The following is an 18757-nucleotide window of genomic DNA, read 5'->3' on the forward strand; positions in this document are numbered from 1 at the left end:
GTGTCAATAGGCGAAGAAGGGAAGAGTTTGTAACTTTGACTCAAATCATCCGTCTAACTTGATAGAGAGCTTGGATGAGGAGGATGAAAATGAAACGAACATTACTCGCAACTGCTTTAGGCGTTGCATTAATTGTAAGTGGATGTGGAACAGGAGCAGGAGGAACGACTGGAACAGATGTGGGCGAAGAGGATGGATGGAAGACGATTAAGACGATTAGTGGCCGCGAAATTATAGCTGAACTCAAACAGACAGTGAAAGAGTCCCCTGAACGAGAGAAGCTGGCGGCTGAACAAGTGGATAGCGAGGATTATAAGGGGGGATTATTCGGAGATCCGTCGCCTGAACTGGCGGAAGATATGGCGGTGCAAGCCATTGAAGGACCTATCGCGCTTGAAGCACTTGGCAAAGTATACGGGGAGAATGGTTTTAGTGAAGAAGGTGTGATTTTCTTTGAAAACCAGCGGAATGGAGCAGAACAGTCAGGTATTTGGTTTGGTGTGAAAAACCCGGACGAACGTCTTAACGAATTGCTTGCAGAGCTTCAACCGAAAGTGGATGTAGGAGAAATCCTCGCCGCACCAATCTATATTTTCCGCAGCGCGCACACGGAAAAAGAGCTGAATGACATCCAAGACGAAGTGGCAGTGGCGTTGAAAGGAATGCACGCGAAGCGCGGATCCTATTCACTTAGCGTTGATGTGAAATCAGGCGAAATCGAACTGAATCATGATTTTCTAAAGGCTGAACAGCAAAAAGAATTAGAAGAGAAGTTCCCGGACTACACATTCCACTTTGAACAGGATGGAAGATTAGTAGCAGAACCAGGCGACTCTAGCATCATTCATCCGGAAAATACATTTACGGATATACCAGTGAATGATGGTGGCTTCATCTTGTCGGTAGAGGCAGGGAGGATTTTTGTAGCTGGCGGCAATGAAAGCGCAATTTATTATTCGTTCGAAGAAGCAGAAAAGCTGAAAGTCGGGCAACGTGTGAAAGTCGAGGCGTCGGGGATGATTATGGAATCGTACCCAGGGCAGGGGACTGCGAAATACGTGGAAATTCTACCCGATTACAAACCTGTCGGTGCTGAACTATCCGAATCGCAGGCTTTCGTGAAAGCAATGGAAAAGTTTACAGCAGAATCGTCTGGCGAAATGGATTTCATGGTCGTTAAAGAGGTCTCTTTTGATGAGAAAGAAGTGAAATGGATTTTCACGCTTGATGAAGATAGGAAAGTGGAAATTGAGGATAAATGAAATTTAGCAAGTGAAATTGCAACCGCCCTTGACTATGGGGCGGTTGTTTTTTGAGGTTAATATCTCTTAATAATTGGGCGAGCGGTGATAGGATGTGTTCAAGCGGTGATAAAGATGCATAAGCGGTGATAAAGGGTGCAAAAGCGGTGATAACTCTCCGTAAGGCGGTGATAGGATATAGGACAACTGCACTTGACTATGGGGCGGTTGTTTTTAAGGTTAATGTCTCCTAATAATTGGGCGAGCGGTGATAGACTGACGTTGAGCGGTGATAGAATGTGTTTAAGCGGTGATAGAGGGTGCACGAGCGGTGATAGAACTTGTTCAAGCGGTGATGGAAAAGGACGGCCGTGAAAAATGGCGAGTCGGTGGTAATTCCACTAGAGTCGGTGGTAAAGTCGTCAAAGTCGGTGGTAAACACACCTGAATCGGTGGTAATCCCGCCAGAGTCAGTGGTAATCTCACAAAAGTCGGTGGTAACCACCATAGCGCGCCACTTTCTGGTGGGTTCTGCAAAAACTGAGGTTAGATTACTGTTTATTCACATTCTAGATCGCCAATCAAACAGTTTTTCATTTTGTCGGATTGGTGATAAAATGATTCAGGTTGGCAAGGGTGATGCGGGAAAATTTCTTTCCCTATGCAATTAATATTTATTTTTCGACATGTCTCTTATTATTTCATGCATATTCGATAAAATGTATAGATCTGGAACAATCTTAACTATAAATGCACAATTCCTACTCATCCCCGAATGCTGTCGGGACTCCTCCAATTACCTCTTTGATTTTTATATTAATCATCCTTCTCAAAAGACCCATCACTACTTTGAAAGTTTGAAAATCATTAAAAACTTTCTACCTATTTACGATTAAGACACAACATGTTAGGGTAGTAAAAGAGAAAGAGACACTATATATAGTATTTTCGATGAAATGGTACCATTATCGGTTTAATAGGGAATCCGCTAGCCGGAGCTGTCCCCGCAACTGTAAACGTAGACAACTGCATCACAAACCACTGCAATTTTGACTTGCGGGAAGGGGATGCGGAAGGAAGAAACGTCAGCCAGTAGACCTGCCATCCATCGACAAGCGACACATTCTTCGGGGATTGAGGGGGTGGAAGCGAATAGGCTTAGTTATTCGTAATTAAACCCAGTTTGTTTCCAACATCCAGAATCCGACACCTGAAGTGATGACTCCCCCTAAGCGGTAGATTCATCCCTTTTTTAATTCACCGGTTATCACCGGTTATTCATACTAGAAGGAGCGAGATTATATTGACAATCATGCGTGAAAGAACAGACGGAGCCGATCTTCTCAACAAGCTGCAGGCGGAATATGGCGCGGAAAAAATTGAAGCATTGGTCGTGGCAAGCGACCGTTGGAAAGAGCGTCATCCAGAGGCAAATGTAACTGAATGGTCGAAAGCGATGATTTTGGAATCTCTCAGCAATATTGACGAGGCATCTTCTTATTGGACGTTTGTGGCGGCGCGCATTTATTTGGCTGATGTGTATGCAAGACAGGAGCAGATCAGAGGTGTAAAAGCGTATACAGATTTTGCGGAAAACGTAGAGAAACTCGTTAAAAGAGGCTTGTATACACCGGTTTTGACAGAGAAATATTCCTATGATGAGTTGGTAACTCTCGGAGGCTATTTACAACCTGAGCGGGACAAGCTATTTACATATATAGGACTTAAAACGCTTGTGGACAGATACGTAGCTGTCGATTTCGATAAGACATCGGTCGAGTTGCCACAGGAACGATGGATGATCATCGCAATGACACTTATGCAAAATGAGACAGACAACCGTTTAGGGAAAGTTGCAGAAGCTTATTGGGCAATGAGTAATTTGTACATGACTGTTGCCACGCCGACATTATCCAATGCAGGCAAACCGCATGGCCAGCTTTCAAGCTGTTTCATTGATACAGTGGACGATTCACTTCAAGGTATTTATGACAGTAATACGGATGTGGCAAACTTGTCGAAATACGGTGGCGGCATCGGTGTTTACATGGGCAAAGTGCGTTCACGCGGCTCTTCAATTAGAGGATTTAAAGGCGCGTCGAGCGGTGTACTTCCTTGGATTAAACAACTGAATAATACGGCAGTCAGCGTCGATCAGCTTGGACAGCGCCAAGGGGCAATTGCTGTGTACCTTGACGTTTGGCATAAAGATATCTTCACTTTCCTAGACTTAAAGTTAAACAACGGTGATGACCGTCTTCGCGCGCATGATATCTTCACGGGACTTTGCATGCCGGATATCTTCATGGAGCAAGTGGAAGCTAGAGGGGACTGGCATTTATTCGACCCGCATGAAGTACGCACAGTGATGGGTTATTCGCTGGAAGATTTCTATGATGAAACAAAAGGTGACGGCAGCTTCCGTGAAAAGTATGAGGAGTGTGTCAATCATCCCGAGTTGTCCAAAGAAACCGTTCCGGCAATTGAAATTATGAAGCGTGTCTTGCGAAGCCAACTTGAAACGGGCACACCGTTCATGTTTTATCGTGATGAAGTGAACCGTGCGAATCCGAACAAGCATGAAGGTATGGTCTATTCTAGTAACTTATGTTCAGAAATCATGCAAAACATGAGCCCGACAGAATTTGAGTCGGTTACACTTGAAGATGATATCGTTGTAACACGTTCAAAACCAGGTGATTTCGTTGTTTGTAACTTGTCATCCGTCAACCTAGGACGCGCTGTAACGGCTGACGTTCTTGAAAGACTGATCACTATCCAAGTACGTATGCTCGATAACGTAATTGATTTGAATAAAATCCCGGTCGTCCAGGCACAACGGACAAATTCCCGTTACCGCGGAATCGGCCTAGGCACATTTGGTTGGCACCATCTGCTGGCGTTGAAAAATATCCAGTGGGAGTCCGATGAAGCGGTTGAATTCGCGGACGAGCTCTATGAAAAAATTGCTTATTTGACAATTAAAGCTTCAATGGAATTAGCTACTGAAAAAGGTGCTTATCCGTTATTCGAAGGCTCTGATTGGCATACAGGTTCGTATTTCGACCGACGCGATTACAAATCGAAAGAATGGCAGGAATTGCGTGCTGAAGTAGCTGATAAAGGGATTCGAAACGGCTACTTGATGGCAGTTGCGCCGAACAGTTCGACTTCGGTCATTGCAGGTTCAACGGCTTCCATCGATCCCGTTTTCAAACCGTTTTACCATGAAGAAAAGAAGGACTATAAGTTGCCGGTCATTGCGCCTGATCTTAACCACAACACGTATGATGTATACCGCCGCTCCGCATATATTGTCGACCAACGTTGGTCCATTAAGCAGAACGCCGCTAGACAACGTCATATTGACCAGTCCATTTCGTTCAACGTGTATGTGCCGAACAATATCCGTGCATCTGTCTTGCTCGATCTGCATGTGCAGGCGTGGAAGTCGGGCATGAAGACGACGTATTATACACGTTCGACGGCATCTGACATCGAGGAGTGCGAATGGTGTCATTCCTAATTGCGTATGCAACGTGGAGCGGCAATACGCAGGAAGTGGCGGAACTTGTAGAAGAGACATTGTTGACGCAAGGTATGGATGTGAAAGCGCACCGAATCGGACTGGATCCACTGCCGGATCCCCGCCGATTCGACGCGATGATCATCGGCTCCTTCACATGGGATCAAGGAGCCACACCTGACGAAGTGAAAGACTTCGTTGCGGATGTCGGCTATAAACCGGATAATGTCTACGTTTTTGGGACAGGCGACACGCAGTTTGGCGGAGACGAACTCTTTTGTCATGCTGCTGTGAAGCTGGCGAAGTTTTATGACTCGCGCTATGAACCGCTTAAAATCGAACAAAGCCCGCGCGGTACACAAGAAAAGACCGTGATTGACTGGTCGAAAGGAGTTTTACAACATTGGAAACACTCACACGCGTTAAGGTACTAAATCCGGCACATCCAAATAAATCCACAGCGATTTTCGGTGGGAAAGCGAGCGGAATTCTGAATTGGAACGACCTTGCCCACCCGCATTTCTATACATTAAGACAACGGATTCGTTCCCTTTTCTGGACGGCGAATGAAGTCGATATGACGCAAGATGTTAAACAATTTGGCAGTTTGTCGAAAGTTGAGCAGGAAGCATTCCTTAAAATTATCGGTTTGCTTGCGACACTTGACGGACCTCAAACAGTCATCGCGATGAAAATTGCGGATTTTGCGACGGATCCGTCCGTAAAGTCAATTATGGCAACAATTGCGGACCAGGAAAGTGAGCATAATCACAGTTATGCGTACGTCTTGTCTTCCGTTACGACGCTTGATAAGCAGATGACATCTTTCGAAATGGGACGAAGTGATGAAATCTTAATGAAGCGTAATGAGCGAATTGTAGAGATTTACAACGAATTTGCGGAAAACCCGACGATTGAAACTGTATTGAAATCGATGGTGTATACGACGTTGTTGGAAGGCTTGTTCTTCTACAGCGGATTCGCATTCTTCTACAATCTTGCACGTCACCAGAAAATGGTTGGAACTTCGACAATGATTTCATATATTAACCGTGACGAACTGCAACACGGGAAAGCCATCAGCGATATTTTCCGAGCGGCACTCGCTGAAAATCCTGAGCAGAACACAGAGGAATTCACAGAATGGATTTACGACCAATTCCGCCACTCAGTGGAGCAGGAAATCATTTGGAGTAACTATGTGCTTGACGGTATAGAAGGGATCGACCTTGAAGAAATGGCGGGTTACGTTAAGTACCGCGCCAATAAAATGCTACGGATGCTTGGATTAAGTGAAATTTATCCGGAGTTTACGGACAACCCGATGAAATGGATTCGTGCATATGTAGATAGTTTCGACGATACGAAAACCGATTTCTTTGAGCAAACGTCCAGACAGTATGTGAAAACAAGCGATCTGAACGGATTTGATGATTTGTAAAATTAATACGAAAAAAGCGGAGGGCATTTTGCACCTCCGCTTTTTCGTATCGTCATTTTTCTCCGGTCAACCGCTCTGACGCGTCAACGGTCTGTCCGTTAAGACGCTTTTCGAATGTTTTTCGCCAACTCGAAGACAATTCCTGTAAAGAAAGAATCTGTTCGATGCCAATTCTGTCGTCTTTGTCGTGATGCATGAGACGATTCGCTTCCTCAACTGAAATAGCCAGTTCAGGCCTAGAAATAGGAACTAATTCATCGTCAGCTGAAACGGACCCTTCTTGAAGCACTCTAAAATAAAACCCGGTATATCCCGTATTCTGCATGATGATCGGCAGTTCTTTTAATTCGTGAACGAGTGATAATTTGAAACACGGCTGACGCGGTTGACTCAGTTGAACGACGGCACCACCGATTTTAAACGTATCACCTATACAGACATTCGCTTCTGTCAATCCTCGTAACGTCAAGTTTTCACCGAACGAACCGGCGGGAAGGGGACGGTTCAATTCATTCTCCCAAAACGCGTAATGTTCGGAAGGATAGCAACATACCGCTTTCTCGAAGCCACCATGATGGACGAGGTCGCCTTGTCCGTCACCTTCAAAGTTTACAGCGGATAGAAAAAGTCTTTCGGAGGTGGGGGACTTATGAAAGCCTGTCTCCACTTCTTTCCTGCCAAATTGCACAATCTTCGGTTTCCCGACATTTAAAGATACGATGTCAATCATGTGCTCACCTCATGGATTTTCATTTGAACGGATGGAATTCCATTCCATTTCTTATCCTCAATTATACCACTTCTTATGAATGTGTATTTTCGGCTGCATCAATCATACAATCAATTAATCGCTTTTCCATTTCACCCCGCGAGTACAGTGGATGCCAGACGCCAAGCGCATTCCTTGCATCACGTAAATACTGAATTGATTGAGTAATATCGCCGTGTACATAAGATAGAAGTGCATTCCGTTTTAAATCGATAATTTTATCGAGCTTGCTTATTTTTTGGAGGTGAGATTCGATTTCGGGATAATCAGTGATTTCATTGCCGAAAAAGAGAGCAGTAGCATAGGTGATATTGGTTATATCTGAGTAATAATCGGATTTCTGCACTTCATTTTTAAATGCAACAGGTTCCGCGAGCATTGAAATTTTCGCCGGTTCATTCGGTAAATAGCGATAACCGAGTGTTTGCAAGTAGACCCTACTCTTTGGATCATCACCTACCGATATTAAATTCTCTAGATTCTCAATCAATGCAGGCGACCACTGTTTTACGTCTTTTGTTGTTAACTCTTCTAGTAGCAGGGCGTAGCCAGTCAGTAGGACAGCGTAATCTGCTGGGTTATCGGATTTCAACTTTTGAATAACCATTCCGTCGGTCATCACACTACCCGCCATAACAGGCTTCAAGTTCATGACACCTAAAAAAAGATTTACTAGAGCAAAAATGAGAAAAAAAGGATAGTTCAGTGCCGTGAAGGCAAGGATGAGGGAGAGGGTACCTAGGACAATATTCGTCATAGGCCCTCCGTAAATATAACGAATCAGTTTTTGCCGCATAATCTTTTCATCCAAGCGTTCAGGAAATACCATCATGACTCTACCGAGATACCCAAGTACGGATTGAACAACGTGAAAATGGTATTTACCTTCATGTCGTTCTATAACGAATGGACCGACACTCAAATTGAGTAAATGCATTCCTTGTGTAAGGCCTGAAAAAAGATGTCCACATTCGTGCAATAATATGCTGAGCACAATGCCCACAAGTAGACTTGCCGCTATGACTAGCGCTGATCGTAGTGACCAAGGCTCCGGGTAGAAGATGAAGTAAAGGACGGCTAAGAATCCGATAGATCCGCCTAATAAAAACGATAATACATTCTTCAATAGAAACACCTCAAATTAGTTGAAAATGGATTTGAAAATGAAAACGACAATAACGGCTAATACAAGTGAAACAAGAATTTTTAATAATTCCTTCATATTAATCCACCATCTTTCTACGGTATAAAGAACTTGTTACGATGAAGGAAACGATGACCCATCCGGTGATGACTGCTAGTTCGACAAGCACGTCACCAAAACCTCCGCCGGCCTCCACTTTAGTAGCCAATTCAATGAGCTGGATATTTGGTAAGTACAGAGCGAATTTCAGGATTGGATAACTGTCCACGAAATTTGTAATGAATGAACCGAGTGAAAAGATCATGACAAAAGGCATGACAATAAGAGAAGCCTCCATAACGGATTTAGAAAACAGTCCTAGAATAGTTCCTAATGCGATATAGAAAAGTGTAGATAATAAAATAGCGACCGCGACTACACCGACATTTGCAGGCTGATAATCTGCCAACATAGTAGTTACATAGATGACAAATATCGTGAAGATAAGAGACAGCAAACTTTTGCCGCCGATAATTTCAGTTGAACTGGCAGGGGATAACATTAAGCCACGCAATGTGTTTTTTTCCTTTTCTTCTGCAATCAAACAACATTGGACAAAAGTTGCTACCATCGCCATCGCTAAGTTGATAAGTAAGTAATGGGATGAAAGGTCATGAACGCCACTGCGTCCGAACAAAAAGCCAAGGATAATGGGCATAAGAATGACCGAAGAAACCGCCCAGTTCCTTGAAAAGTCCTTTAAATCTTTCTGGAATATCGCATTCATGCGCTTTAATGAAATGTTCATGCTAATTTCCTCCCTGTCACTTCTACAAATATTTGTCCGAGCGTCGGTTCATTTGAATGAATCGTTACGATTTGATTACTGTTCATATAGTCGAAGAGCTGCTGTGCGCCTTTAGCACCTGCTGGTAGAACAACCTTTTCATCGTTTAACAATTCGACTGTAATTGTCGAATCTGAGTAGCTCTTCTTCAGTTTATCAGGCTTATCCAGCAGTTGAATGGATCCGTTATTCAAAAAGGCGATCCGATCACATAATGTCTCTGCTTCGTGCATGTCATGTGTCGTTAGGAAAATTGTTGTGCCTTTTGCATTGAGTGCACGTAACCCTTCGTGGATGTGCAAGGAATTCGTTGGATCGAGTGCAGATGTTGGTTCATCTAGGAACAGCAACTCCGGTTCGTGGAGAAGAGCTCTTGCAAGTGTCACTCGCTGCGTCATTCCTTTAGATAGAGTAGAAACTCTTTTCGATTTGTCATTACGCAAATTTACAGTATCAAGCACTTCGTCAATTTTTGAAACCGGTACGTCATATAAATCGCAATATAGTTTCAAGTTGTCGTGAATAGACAATCTTCCATATAAACCGCTGTTATCTGTCAGTACACCGAAACGTCTACGGAATTCCGATTTCTTCATGTGGGATACGGATTCACCGAATACGGTTGCTGTTCCGCTTGTTGGTGTTAACTGGCCAGTAAGTATTTTAATAGTTGTTGTTTTTCCAGATCCGCTCGGGCCAAGAAAACCGAATATTTCGCCTTTTTCAACATGGAAGTCTACGTGTTCAAGCGCCTTTTCATTTCCGAAAACTTTTGCTAGTGCCTTCACTTCAATAATATTTTTCATTTCCATCCTCCTGAATCGGTAGTTTGTTTCTGTATCCATAGATTAAAGCTAAATGGACAGCACCGCATTATAATTCAGGTGAAATGAGGATGGAGGGAGATGAATGGAGCAAAAAAGCAGTCGAATGGTTAACAGAAAATCTATGTTTAACAGTGCTATTGCTATATGAGTGCCAGATAGGCATCAGTTTGAGGATTAATATGCAAACAGTGTTAATCTACATGAATGAAACGTCCACTATACAGTGATTATCTCCATCTCTTTTTATTTCCGAGGAAATAATACAATTTTCAACATAGTCAGAGCCCAAGCATTTCTTTAAGTTCCACCATTTTCGACTTCGATAATGGAATTGTCGATTTGTCCTTATTATCCAATACAAGACTGTAGCTGTTTCGAGTCCAAGTGATGACTTCACGCACTTTCTGCAAGTTAACGATATAGGAACGATGGCATCGGAAAAATCCGAAAGGTAGTAATCGTGCTTCTAGATCATTCAATGTAGCAGTTGATGGGAACGATTCTCCTTGAATATGTAAAAAAGATTGCCCTTCATTGCTTTCGACATAGTCGATTTCCGGCGGATCAAATAAGACGATTTTTTCATTCACCTTTGTCGGGATCTTTTCAAAACGGACAGGGAGGACTGATTCTTCGGTAATCATAGTTTCTTCAAGATCGGGGGTAGTGGGTTCCTCCGTATCGCTAGACGTATGTATGGGGTGTAATCCATTTTCATCCAGGCGGAATACTTCATCAGCGGCGGTGATGGCGCTTTCCAGATTGCCCGTTACTATCAAAATACTACGGTTCTGATGTTTGAGTTGATGCAAAATGCCTATAAGAATGCGCTTTGATTCCAAGTCGATGTTTTGATCGGGTTCTTCAAATATGTATATGGCTGGATTTTGTAGAAGTAGGCATGCGAGTTGAACTCTTTTCTTCTCGGAATAAGATAGGTTCTTTACTTTAACACCGCGCTTATCCTCCAATTGAGTAGCTGCAATTGCTTCATTTATAGGCATAGCAGAATTATATAAACGCCTCGTGAATTTCAGTATCTCTTCTATTGAAAGGCGCTCGTATAAACCGTCATGTAGAAAAAAGTAGCCGATTTGTTGTTTTGTATTTTTATCGAAACGGATTTCTCCCTGGGAGAGAATTGTTTTTCCAAGCAATAAGTTTATAAGCTGTTCCCTTACATTGACGCTCGAATAGACGGCAACGATTGTCCCTTCACCGATTGTTAAATCAAAAGCAGGGAAAATGACAGCATCATGAATACGTTTTTCAGCTTTAATAAATTGAAGTGACATGTAGTGCCCTCTTTTCTGCGAAAATCTTTACTACCATTCTAGTATACAGAAGTGTGAAAGACTATGAAGACTTTGATTATGTTATGAACGGGTTTTATAAGCGTTGGTAAATGGTAAGAAATCTATCTAAGTTGGTGACAACTGTGATATATATCACAATCCTTGGTGAAGGAATCATTTATGATGAAATGGACAGCTCGTGTATAGATAGGTAAAACCCTATATACGTTTGGATCAGCTTCTATTCATAACAATATGAAAAAACGAAGGAGGAATTCAGAATGACCCAATTTACTGTTAACACACAAGTCTCTGATATCGTCACGGCATTACCGCAAAGTGCGGATTTGTTTAGGAATTTACGTATAGATTATTGTTGCGGAGGGAAGATTTCATTGGAAGAAGCGGCGGGGCAGCGAAATCTGGATGCATTTGAAGTTTTGAAAGATCTTCATTCAATTGAAGAGAAGCAGGAAGCGCGTGGGAGTCTAGAGCCCTCCAAATTTGGAGAGAAGACGCTGATTGCTTATATTCAGGAGAAGTATCATGCAGGTTTACGTGAGGAACTGCCCTTGTTGGCGCCTTATATTACTAAGCTTGCGCGTGTACATGGTGAAAATCATTCACATTTACTCAGGGTCCAAGAGATATTCAAACTGTTGCGTGCTGAATTGCTGGATCATACGGATGATGAAGATCTAAATGTATTTCCGCTCATTATCGATTTCCTGGCAAACCCGACGCCTGAAATGAAAGAGAAGTTAAGACCGCATGTAGTTGAACTAGAAGCTGAACATGATAACGCAGGTCAGCTGTTACATGAACTTAGGGAAATCACTGATAACTTCACTCCTCCTGAAGAGGCTTGCGGAACATACCGTCTCGTCTACGCTAGACTTGAGCAGCTGGAAAAAGAGACATTTGAACATGTCCATCTTGAAAATAATATTCTTTTCGATCGTATTCGTCAGGCTGTTTAATAAATGCCCGAAAAAAGTTGCCGCTAAGGTGACTTTTTTCTTTTTAAGGGAGTACCTTCTCAAATATAGGGAATTCCCTTATGGGATTATTCCGATTATTCTTTAGTATATAGGGTATAAGGTAAGTATATTTATGACAACCGCCTTTTTTGCACGTAACTCTCATGAAGGAGTGAAAAAATTCAATGTCTATGAACAAATTTAGCATGAAATATTTCAAGCCTGTGGAACGCTATTCTGGAAATTGGTCTGTGCTTGAAGAGAAGAGTAGAGACTGGGAAAACATGTACCGTCAACGATGGTCGCATGACAAGGTTGTGCGTACGACACATGGCGTCAACTGTACGGGATCGTGCAGCTGGAAAGTATTTGTCAAGAACGGCATTATCACGTGGGAAAATCAGCAGATTGACTATCCGTCCTGTGGTCCGGATATGCCTGAATTTGAACCAAGGGGATGCCCTCGTGGTGCATCGTTTTCATGGTATGAATACAGTCCGTTACGGGTCAAATACCCATACATACGGGGGAAATTGTGGCGCATGTGGAGTCAAGCGCTTTTAGAGTTTAAGGATCCTATTAAAGCTTGGGCGAGCATCGTTGAAGACCCCAAAAAAGCGAATGATTATAAGAAAGCGCGCGGTAAAGGCGGTCACGTCCGTATCCATTGGAGAGACGCAAAAATTCTAATTGCCGCACAATTGATTTATACAATACAGAAGTTCGGACCAGATCGCATTGCAGGGTTTACCCCGATTCCGGCCATGTCCATGGTCAGCTACGCGTCTGGGGCTCGTTTCCTTTCTTTGCTGGGTGGAGAAATGCTTAGTTTCTATGATTGGTATGCAGATCTTCCGCCATCCTCCCCACAAATATGGGGTGAGCAGACAGACGTTCCCGAGTCGAGTGATTGGTTCAATGCCGGCTACATTATTATGTGGGGCTCTAACGTTCCGTTGACACGGACACCGGATGCTCATTTCATGACTGAGGTCCGTTACAAAGGTACAAAGACGGTATCGGTCGCACCCGACTATGCGGAAAGTGTCGTCCATGCAGATGATTGGATTGCCCCAAATCCAGGTTCTGATGCTGCGGTTGCTCAAGCAATGACGCATGTTATTTTGGATGAGTTTTATGAACAGCGTAAAGAACCGATGTTCATTAACTACGCGAAACAATATACGGATATGCCATTCCTGATTACATTAGAACCACATGAAAAATCCTATAAAGCCGGGCGTTTCCTCCGTGCGAGTGATTTAGGGATGGAAAGTGAACATTCTGAGTGGAAGCCTGTCATTATCGATGAAACAACGAACGAAATCATCGTGCCTAATGGAACGATGGGACAAAGATGGGAACAAGAAGCCAAATGGAATCTGATTCTTGATAACGAAGATGGCACTCGGGTTGCACCCGCATTGACTGTCTTGGATCACGGGGCAGAATGGACTGAAATCCAGTTCCCGTACTTCGAAAATACCGGTAATGGAACATTCACGCGTGCAATCCCTGCCAAGCTTGTCAAGCTGGCGGATGGAACAGAGCGTTTGGTCACAACGGTCTATGATGTCATGATGAGCCAATATGGCATTAATCGTTCGAACAGTAAATGGGATGCGAAAGGTTACGACGATGCAGAGTCCTTCTATACTCCTGCTTGGCAGGAGAAGATTACATCTGTTAAACCTGCATTAGTTACGCAGATCGCACGTGAGTTTGCACAAAACTCCGTTGACTCAGACGGTCGATCGATGATTATCATGGGCGCAGGTATCAACCACTGGTTCAACAGTGATACAATCTACCGCGCAATCCTGAATCTTGTTACGCTAACAGCATCTCAAGGGAAGAACGGTGGCGGTTGGGCGCATTACGTCGGCCAGGAAAAGTGCCGTCCAATTGAAGGATGGAGCACTATTGCGTTTGCTAGAGACTGGCAAGCCCCTCCACGTCTTCAAAACGGAACGTCCTTCTTCTATTTCGCAACGGATCAGTGGAAATATGAAGAAGGTAACATCACGTCCTTGTCTTCACCATTAGGCAAAAAAGCTCGTTATGAGCATCCTGCGGACTATAACGTCTTGGCGGCTAGACTTGGTTGGTTGCCATCGTATCCACAATTTAACATGAACAGTTTGAAGCTGACAGAACAAGCTGCAGAAGCCGGGCATACGACAACGCAGGAAATTGTTGATTATACAGTGGACCAATTGAAAACAGGCAAGTTGAACTTCGCTATCGAAGATCCAGATGCACCGGAAAACTTCCCGAGATCATTGTTTGTTTGGCGTTCAAATCTTGTCTCAAGTTCTGCAAAAGGGCAAGAGTATTTCATGAAGCATCTGTTCGGAGCTTCTTCAGGACTCTTGGCACGACCGAACGAAAATATGAAGCCCGAAGAGATTGTCTGGCGGGATGAAGTGGAAGGGAAATTGGACTTGCTCGTAGCACTCGATTTCCGGATGACAGCAACACCATTGTATGCGGATATTGTTTTACCAGCAGCGACTTGGTACGAGAAAGTAGACTTGTCCTCTACGGATATGCATCCATTCGTACATCCGTTCAATCCCGCTGTAGATCCTTTATGGGAATCGAAATCGGACTGGGACATCTTCCGTACATTGGCAGAATCGTTCTCTGAAATGTCCGAAACTCATTTGCCGGGCGTCTATAAAGATTTGGTTACAACACCTCTTGGTCATGATTCCATCCAAGAAATTGCACAGCCATATGGAGAAATCATCGACTGGAAAAAAGGTGAGATTGAAGCGATTCCAGGAAAGACGATGCCGGGTATGACAATTGTCGAACGGGATTATACGAAAGTCTATGATAAATACATTACACTTGGACCGCTGCTCGCCAGTGGAAAAGTAGGTGCCCACGGAGTGTCGTTCTCCGTTGCGCAAGAGTATGAAATGATGAAAGGCATCAACGGGGTTTATTTCGACGATACGATTAAAGATGGATTACCGAAGCTTTATACGGCGAAAAATGCCGCAGAGGCAATGCTCACATTATCATCTGCAACGAACGGACGTGTTTCACAACGAGCATTCGAAGCGGCAGAACTAGATACGGGCGTCGAACTGAAAGACATTTCAGCGGATCGTGCGGCAGAACGTTTCACTTTTGCAAGCATCACTGCACAGCCGAAAGAAGTCATCCCAACACCTGTATTCAGTGGTTCAAACAAGATGGGTCGCAGATACTCACCGTTTACGACGAATATCGAACGCCTCGTGCCTTTTAGAACATTGACGGGCAGACAGCATTTCTATATTGACCATGAACTATTTCTGGATTTCGGCGAATCATTGCCGGTCTATAAACCGACCTTGCCGCCGATGGTTCTTGGTCCAAGTGATAAACCGATTGTCGGAGGACAAGATGCGCTTGTCCTGCGTTACTTAACACCACACGGCAAGTGGAATATCCACTCCACTTACCAAGACAACCAGCATATGCTGACATTATTCCGCGGTGGCCCAACGGTCTGGCTTTCAGACCTTGATGCAGCTGAACACGGTATTGATGACAATGCATGGCTCGAAGTGTACAACCGGAATGGTGTCGTGACTGCACGTGCTGTTGTCAGTCATAGAATGCCGAAAGGAACAATGTTCATGTATCATGCCCAGGATAAGCATATCCAGGTGCCGGGCTCCGAAATTACGGAAGAACGTGGAGGCAGCCACAACGCGCCGACACGGATTCATATGAAACCGACACAGATGGTCGGCGGATATGCACAGCTCAGCTACGGATTCAACTATTACGGACCGATCGGTAACCAGCGTGACGAATATGTAGCGGTCCGCAAGATGAAGGAGGTCAACTGGCTTGAAAATTAAAGCGCAAGTAGCGATGGTCATGAATTTGGATAAATGTATTGGTTGTCATACATGCAGTGTGACGTGTAAAACAACTTGGACAAACCGCGAAGGTGCAGAGTATATGTGGTTCAACAACGTAGAAACAAAACCGGGTATCGGATATCCGAAACGTTGGGAAGACCAGGAACTGTATAAAGGCGGATGGCATTTGCGCAATGGAAAACTTGAACTTAAATCAGGTTCCAAGTTATCGAAAATTGCATTAGGGAAGATCTTCTATAATCCCGATATGCCTGAAATGAAAGACTTTTATGAGCCATGGACATATGATTATGAGAAACTGACGAATGCACCGGAAAGTGAACATACACCCGTTGCGCGTGCCAAATCAGTCATCTCGGGAGATTATATGGACTTGGAATGGGGACCTAACTGGGAGGATCAGTTAGCCGGGGCTCATATTACAGGACCAAAAGACCCGAATATCGAAAAAATTGAAGATGAAATCAAATTCAATTTCGAACAGGCTTTCATGATGTACTTGCCGAGGCTGTGTGAACACTGTCTTAATCCTAGCTGTGTTGCATCATGTCCGGCAGGTGCAATCTACAAGCGTGAAGAAGACGGCATCGTGCTCGTCGACCAGGAAGCATGTCGCGGTTGGCGCTATTGCATGACAGGCTGCCCGTACAAGAAAGTGTACTTCAACTGGAAAACGAACAAAGCGGAAAAATGCACATTCTGTTTCCCACGTGTTGAAGCTGGATTGCCGACAGTCTGTTCAGAAACCTGTACTGGCAGAATCCGTTATCTTGGCGTCTTGCTTTATGATGCAGACCGAGTTCTAGAAGCGGCATCGACGCCGGATCCAAAAGACCTGTATAAAGCGCAATGTGATTTGTTCCTCGATCCATATGATCCTGCAGTCATTGAACAAGCGTTGAATGATGGCATTTCAGAAGACTGGCTAGAAGCAGCAAAAAACTCACCTGTCTACAAACTCGCGATTGAGTATAAATTGGCATTCCCGTTGCATCCTGAATACCGTACTTTACCAATGGTCTGGTATGTACCGCCACTAAGCCCGATTATGAATTACTTTGAAGGAAAGGATTCCATCAAAAACCCGGATATGATTTTCCCGGCAATTGAAGAAATGAGAATCCCGATTCAATATTTGGCGAATATGCTGACGGCAGGGGATACAGAAACCGTGAAAGGTGGATTGCAACGGATGGCGATGATGCGTTCTTATATGCGAGCAGTGTCTTCTGGCAAGGAATTCGATGAAACTAAACTCGAGCGAGTCGGCTTGACGGCGCATCAGACGAAACAGATGTATCGACTGCTCGCTATCGCGAAATATGAAGACCGTTTTGTCATTCCTACTTCGCACAAGGAGGGGACGATGAACGTTTACCGTTCCCAAGGTTCGGCTGGTTACAATGAACAAATGGGTGGGAGCTATGGTGAAGGACCTTCGAAAGACCCGTACAATTTTTCCATGTATGACTCAAATGGCGATTGTGATGGTTGCGGAGTGACATCAGCTCCGGAGAAAACAGGCAAGCAAATCTATGAAGAGAACTTCTATGGGGGGATCTGGCGTGATTAACTTGGATCATCTATACGCTGAAAAGAGTGTCTTCGGATTTTTCGCGAGTCAGCTATCCTATCCTGAGAAGCAAACATTCCATCCTTCGGTATTGGAAGAGTCAATCGACTCTTCCGATCCCGCTTACAAGGATGTCAAGCGCTATTGGGATCTAATGCACACATACAGTCTTGAGGAAATACAAGAGCTCTATACGCACACATTCGATTTCCAAAAAGATTCTACGCTGTTTATGACATATGTGAAGTACGAAGAGTCGAGAGAGCGAGGACAAATGCTCGCTAGATTGAAAGTACTTTACGAAATGTTTGGACTGATTATGCCTGACAATGAATTATCCGACTATCTCCCACTTATGTGTGAATTTATCTATGCGGCGGAATGGAGGGGGGATCCGCGTGCGCAGCAAAGCTTCTCGATGTTGCTGGCAGTCCTTGAAGACGGATCCTATAATCTGATGAAAGCGCTTGAGAAGTATGACAGTCCTTATTATTATCTCGTCAGAGGGATGAGGGAAGTCTTCAAGTCTTGCATCCAACAGGAGGTTCCTGCAAATGACTAACCAATTCCTATGGGTCATTTTTCCATACGTCTGTATGGCAGTTTTCGTAGTCGGCCACATTTTCCGTTACCGGCATGACCAATTCGGATGGACGGCTAAATCGAGTGAATTTATTGAGAAGAAACAACTGATGATTGGAAGTCTTCTATTCCATATTGGGATAATCCCCGTTATCCTAGGCCACATTTCGGGATTGGGTATTCCGAAAGAATGGACGCGAGCACTTGGTGTAAGTGACCATATGTATCATATGGGCGCAGTATGGGGTGGAGGGTTTTTCGGAGTTGTGACACTTGCTGGGATGGTAATCCTTACAGCACGACGCTTTACGCACCGAAATGTTCGGAAATTGTCATCTGCATCCGATTTAATTGTCAATACACTGTTATTGTTTATCGTCTTTATCGGAGTGTACGCTTCCTTAATCACGAATAACATAACGCCGGGATTCGACTACCGCGATTCAATCTCGGTATGGTTCAGATCACTTCTCATTTTCAGACCTGAAGCGGGCTATATGGCCGCAGCTCCATGGACATTTAAGCTACATATATTGACCGGGTTTTTAATATTTGCAATGTGGCCTTTCACGCGCCTCGTCCATGTGTGGAGCGTACCATTGAATTATGCCGGCAGGAGTTATATTCTGTATAGGAGATCACCTGTGAAAAAGCATAGACGATAAC

The 18757-nt window shown here is 44.0% G+C and carries 14 protein-coding genes and 1 riboswitch; of the genes, 9 read left to right on the top strand and 5 right to left on the bottom strand.

The window, feature by feature from the left end:
- Positions 1-89 precede the first annotated feature (89 nt).
- From QWT69_RS01555 to QWT69_RS01570, 4 genes are all read left to right on the top strand, one after another.
- A complete protein-coding gene (locus tag QWT69_RS01555) occupies positions 90-1262 on the top strand; it encodes a DUF3221 domain-containing protein (protein ID WP_317968305.1) in 1173 nt (390 codons plus the stop codon).
- Positions 1263-2181: 919 nt separating this feature from the next.
- Positions 2182-2360: riboswitch (cobalamin riboswitch) on the top strand.
- A gap of 193 nt (positions 2361-2553) precedes the next feature.
- A complete protein-coding gene (locus QWT69_RS01560) occupies positions 2554-4767 on the top strand; it encodes a ribonucleoside-diphosphate reductase subunit alpha (RefSeq protein ID WP_317970849.1) in 2214 nt (737 codons plus the stop codon).
- A complete protein-coding gene (locus QWT69_RS01565; RefSeq protein WP_317968307.1) occupies positions 4752-5201 on the top strand; it encodes a flavodoxin in 450 nt (149 codons plus the stop codon). The genes QWT69_RS01560 and QWT69_RS01565 overlap by 16 nt, the downstream gene beginning before the upstream one ends.
- Positions 5171-6208 (top strand): ribonucleotide-diphosphate reductase subunit beta, encoded by a 1038-nt coding sequence (locus QWT69_RS01570; RefSeq protein ID WP_317968309.1) that lies wholly within the window; start codon positions 5171-5173, stop codon positions 6206-6208. Before QWT69_RS01565 ends, QWT69_RS01570 begins: the two co-directional genes overlap by 31 nt.
- A gap of 52 nt (positions 6209-6260) precedes the next feature.
- Here QWT69_RS01570 and QWT69_RS01575 read toward each other — a convergent pair whose 3' ends face one another.
- From QWT69_RS01575 to QWT69_RS01595, 5 genes are all read right to left on the bottom strand, one after another.
- On the bottom strand, positions 6261-6938 hold the full coding sequence (locus QWT69_RS01575; RefSeq protein WP_317968311.1) for an MOSC domain-containing protein: 678 nt from the start codon (positions 6936-6938) through the stop codon (positions 6261-6263).
- A gap of 73 nt (positions 6939-7011) precedes the next feature.
- Positions 7012-8103 (bottom strand): M50 family metallopeptidase, encoded by a 1092-nt coding sequence (locus QWT69_RS01580; protein ID WP_317968313.1) that lies wholly within the window; start codon positions 8101-8103, stop codon positions 7012-7014.
- A 97-nt stretch (positions 8104-8200) separates the two neighbouring features.
- Positions 8201-8908 carry an ABC transporter permease gene (locus tag QWT69_RS01585; protein WP_317968315.1) on the bottom strand — a complete coding sequence of 236 codons (708 nt, stop codon included), beginning with the start codon at positions 8906-8908 and terminating at the stop codon, positions 8201-8203.
- Positions 8905-9753: an ABC transporter ATP-binding protein gene (locus QWT69_RS01590; RefSeq protein ID WP_317968317.1), complete on the bottom strand. Its 849-nt coding sequence runs from the start codon at positions 9751-9753 to the stop codon at positions 8905-8907. Before QWT69_RS01590 ends, QWT69_RS01585 begins: the two co-directional genes overlap by 4 nt.
- Before the next feature lie 299 nt (positions 9754-10052).
- Entirely contained in the window at positions 10053-11069 is a 1017-nt protein-coding gene (locus QWT69_RS01595; protein WP_317968319.1) for a LytTR family transcriptional regulator DNA-binding domain-containing protein, read from the bottom strand.
- A 281-nt stretch (positions 11070-11350) separates the two neighbouring features.
- Here QWT69_RS01595 and ric point away from each other — a divergent pair, with 281 nt between their 5' ends.
- The 5 genes from ric (at position 11351) to narI (ending at position 18756) form a co-directional block, all read left to right on the top strand.
- Entirely contained in the window at positions 11351-12049 is a 699-nt protein-coding gene (ric, locus tag QWT69_RS01600) for an iron-sulfur cluster repair di-iron protein (protein WP_317968321.1), read from the top strand.
- A 191-nt stretch (positions 12050-12240) separates the two neighbouring features.
- Positions 12241-15912, top strand: coding sequence for a nitrate reductase subunit alpha (locus tag QWT69_RS01605; protein WP_317970851.1), 3672 nt, complete (start codon positions 12241-12243; stop codon positions 15910-15912).
- Positions 15902-17509: a nitrate reductase subunit beta gene (gene narH, locus QWT69_RS01610; protein WP_317968323.1), complete on the top strand. Its 1608-nt coding sequence runs from the start codon at positions 15902-15904 to the stop codon at positions 17507-17509. Before QWT69_RS01605 ends, narH begins: the two co-directional genes overlap by 11 nt.
- Entirely contained in the window at positions 17502-18071 is a 570-nt protein-coding gene (gene narJ, locus QWT69_RS01615; RefSeq protein WP_317968325.1) for a nitrate reductase molybdenum cofactor assembly chaperone, read from the top strand. Before narH ends, narJ begins: the two co-directional genes overlap by 8 nt.
- A complete protein-coding gene (gene narI, locus QWT69_RS01620) occupies positions 18064-18756 on the top strand; it encodes a respiratory nitrate reductase subunit gamma (RefSeq protein WP_317968327.1) in 693 nt (230 codons plus the stop codon). The genes narJ and narI overlap by 8 nt, the downstream gene beginning before the upstream one ends.
- Position 18757 lies beyond the last annotated feature (1 nt).

It is taken from the genome of Sporosarcina oncorhynchi (genome assembly GCF_033304615.1).
Taxonomy (GTDB): domain Bacteria; phylum Bacillota; class Bacilli; order Bacillales_A; family Planococcaceae; genus Sporosarcina; species Sporosarcina oncorhynchi.

What these genes read in the sequence shown, in the direction of transcription:
- QWT69_RS01555 (WP_317968305.1), top strand. Translation starts at nt 90, where the DNA reads ATGAAACGAACATTACTCGCAACTGCTTTAGGCGTTGCATTAATTGTA.
- QWT69_RS01605 (WP_317970851.1), top strand. Translation starts at nt 12,241, where the DNA reads ATGAACAAATTTAGCATGAAATATTTCAAGCCTGTGGAACGCTATTCT.
- narI (WP_317968327.1), top strand. Translation starts at nt 18,064, where the DNA reads ATGACTAACCAATTCCTATGGGTCATTTTTCCATACGTCTGTATGGCA.
- QWT69_RS01575 (WP_317968311.1), bottom strand. Translation starts at nt 6,938, where the DNA reads ATGATTGACATCGTATCTTTAAATGTCGGGAAACCGAAGATTGTGCAA.
- QWT69_RS01590 (WP_317968317.1), bottom strand. Translation starts at nt 9,753, where the DNA reads ATGAAAAATATTATTGAAGTGAAGGCACTAGCAAAAGTTTTCGGAAAT.
- QWT69_RS01585 (WP_317968315.1), bottom strand. Translation starts at nt 8,908, where the DNA reads ATGAACATTTCATTAAAGCGCATGAATGCGATATTCCAGAAAGATTTA.
- ric (WP_317968321.1), top strand. Translation starts at nt 11,351, where the DNA reads ATGACCCAATTTACTGTTAACACACAAGTCTCTGATATCGTCACGGCA.
- QWT69_RS01595 (WP_317968319.1), bottom strand. Translation starts at nt 11,069, where the DNA reads ATGTCACTTCAATTTATTAAAGCTGAAAAACGTATTCATGATGCTGTC.
- QWT69_RS01565 (WP_317968307.1), top strand. Translation starts at nt 4,752, where the DNA reads ATGGTGTCATTCCTAATTGCGTATGCAACGTGGAGCGGCAATACGCAG.
- QWT69_RS01560 (WP_317970849.1), top strand. Translation starts at nt 2,554, where the DNA reads ATGCGTGAAAGAACAGACGGAGCCGATCTTCTCAACAAGCTGCAGGCG.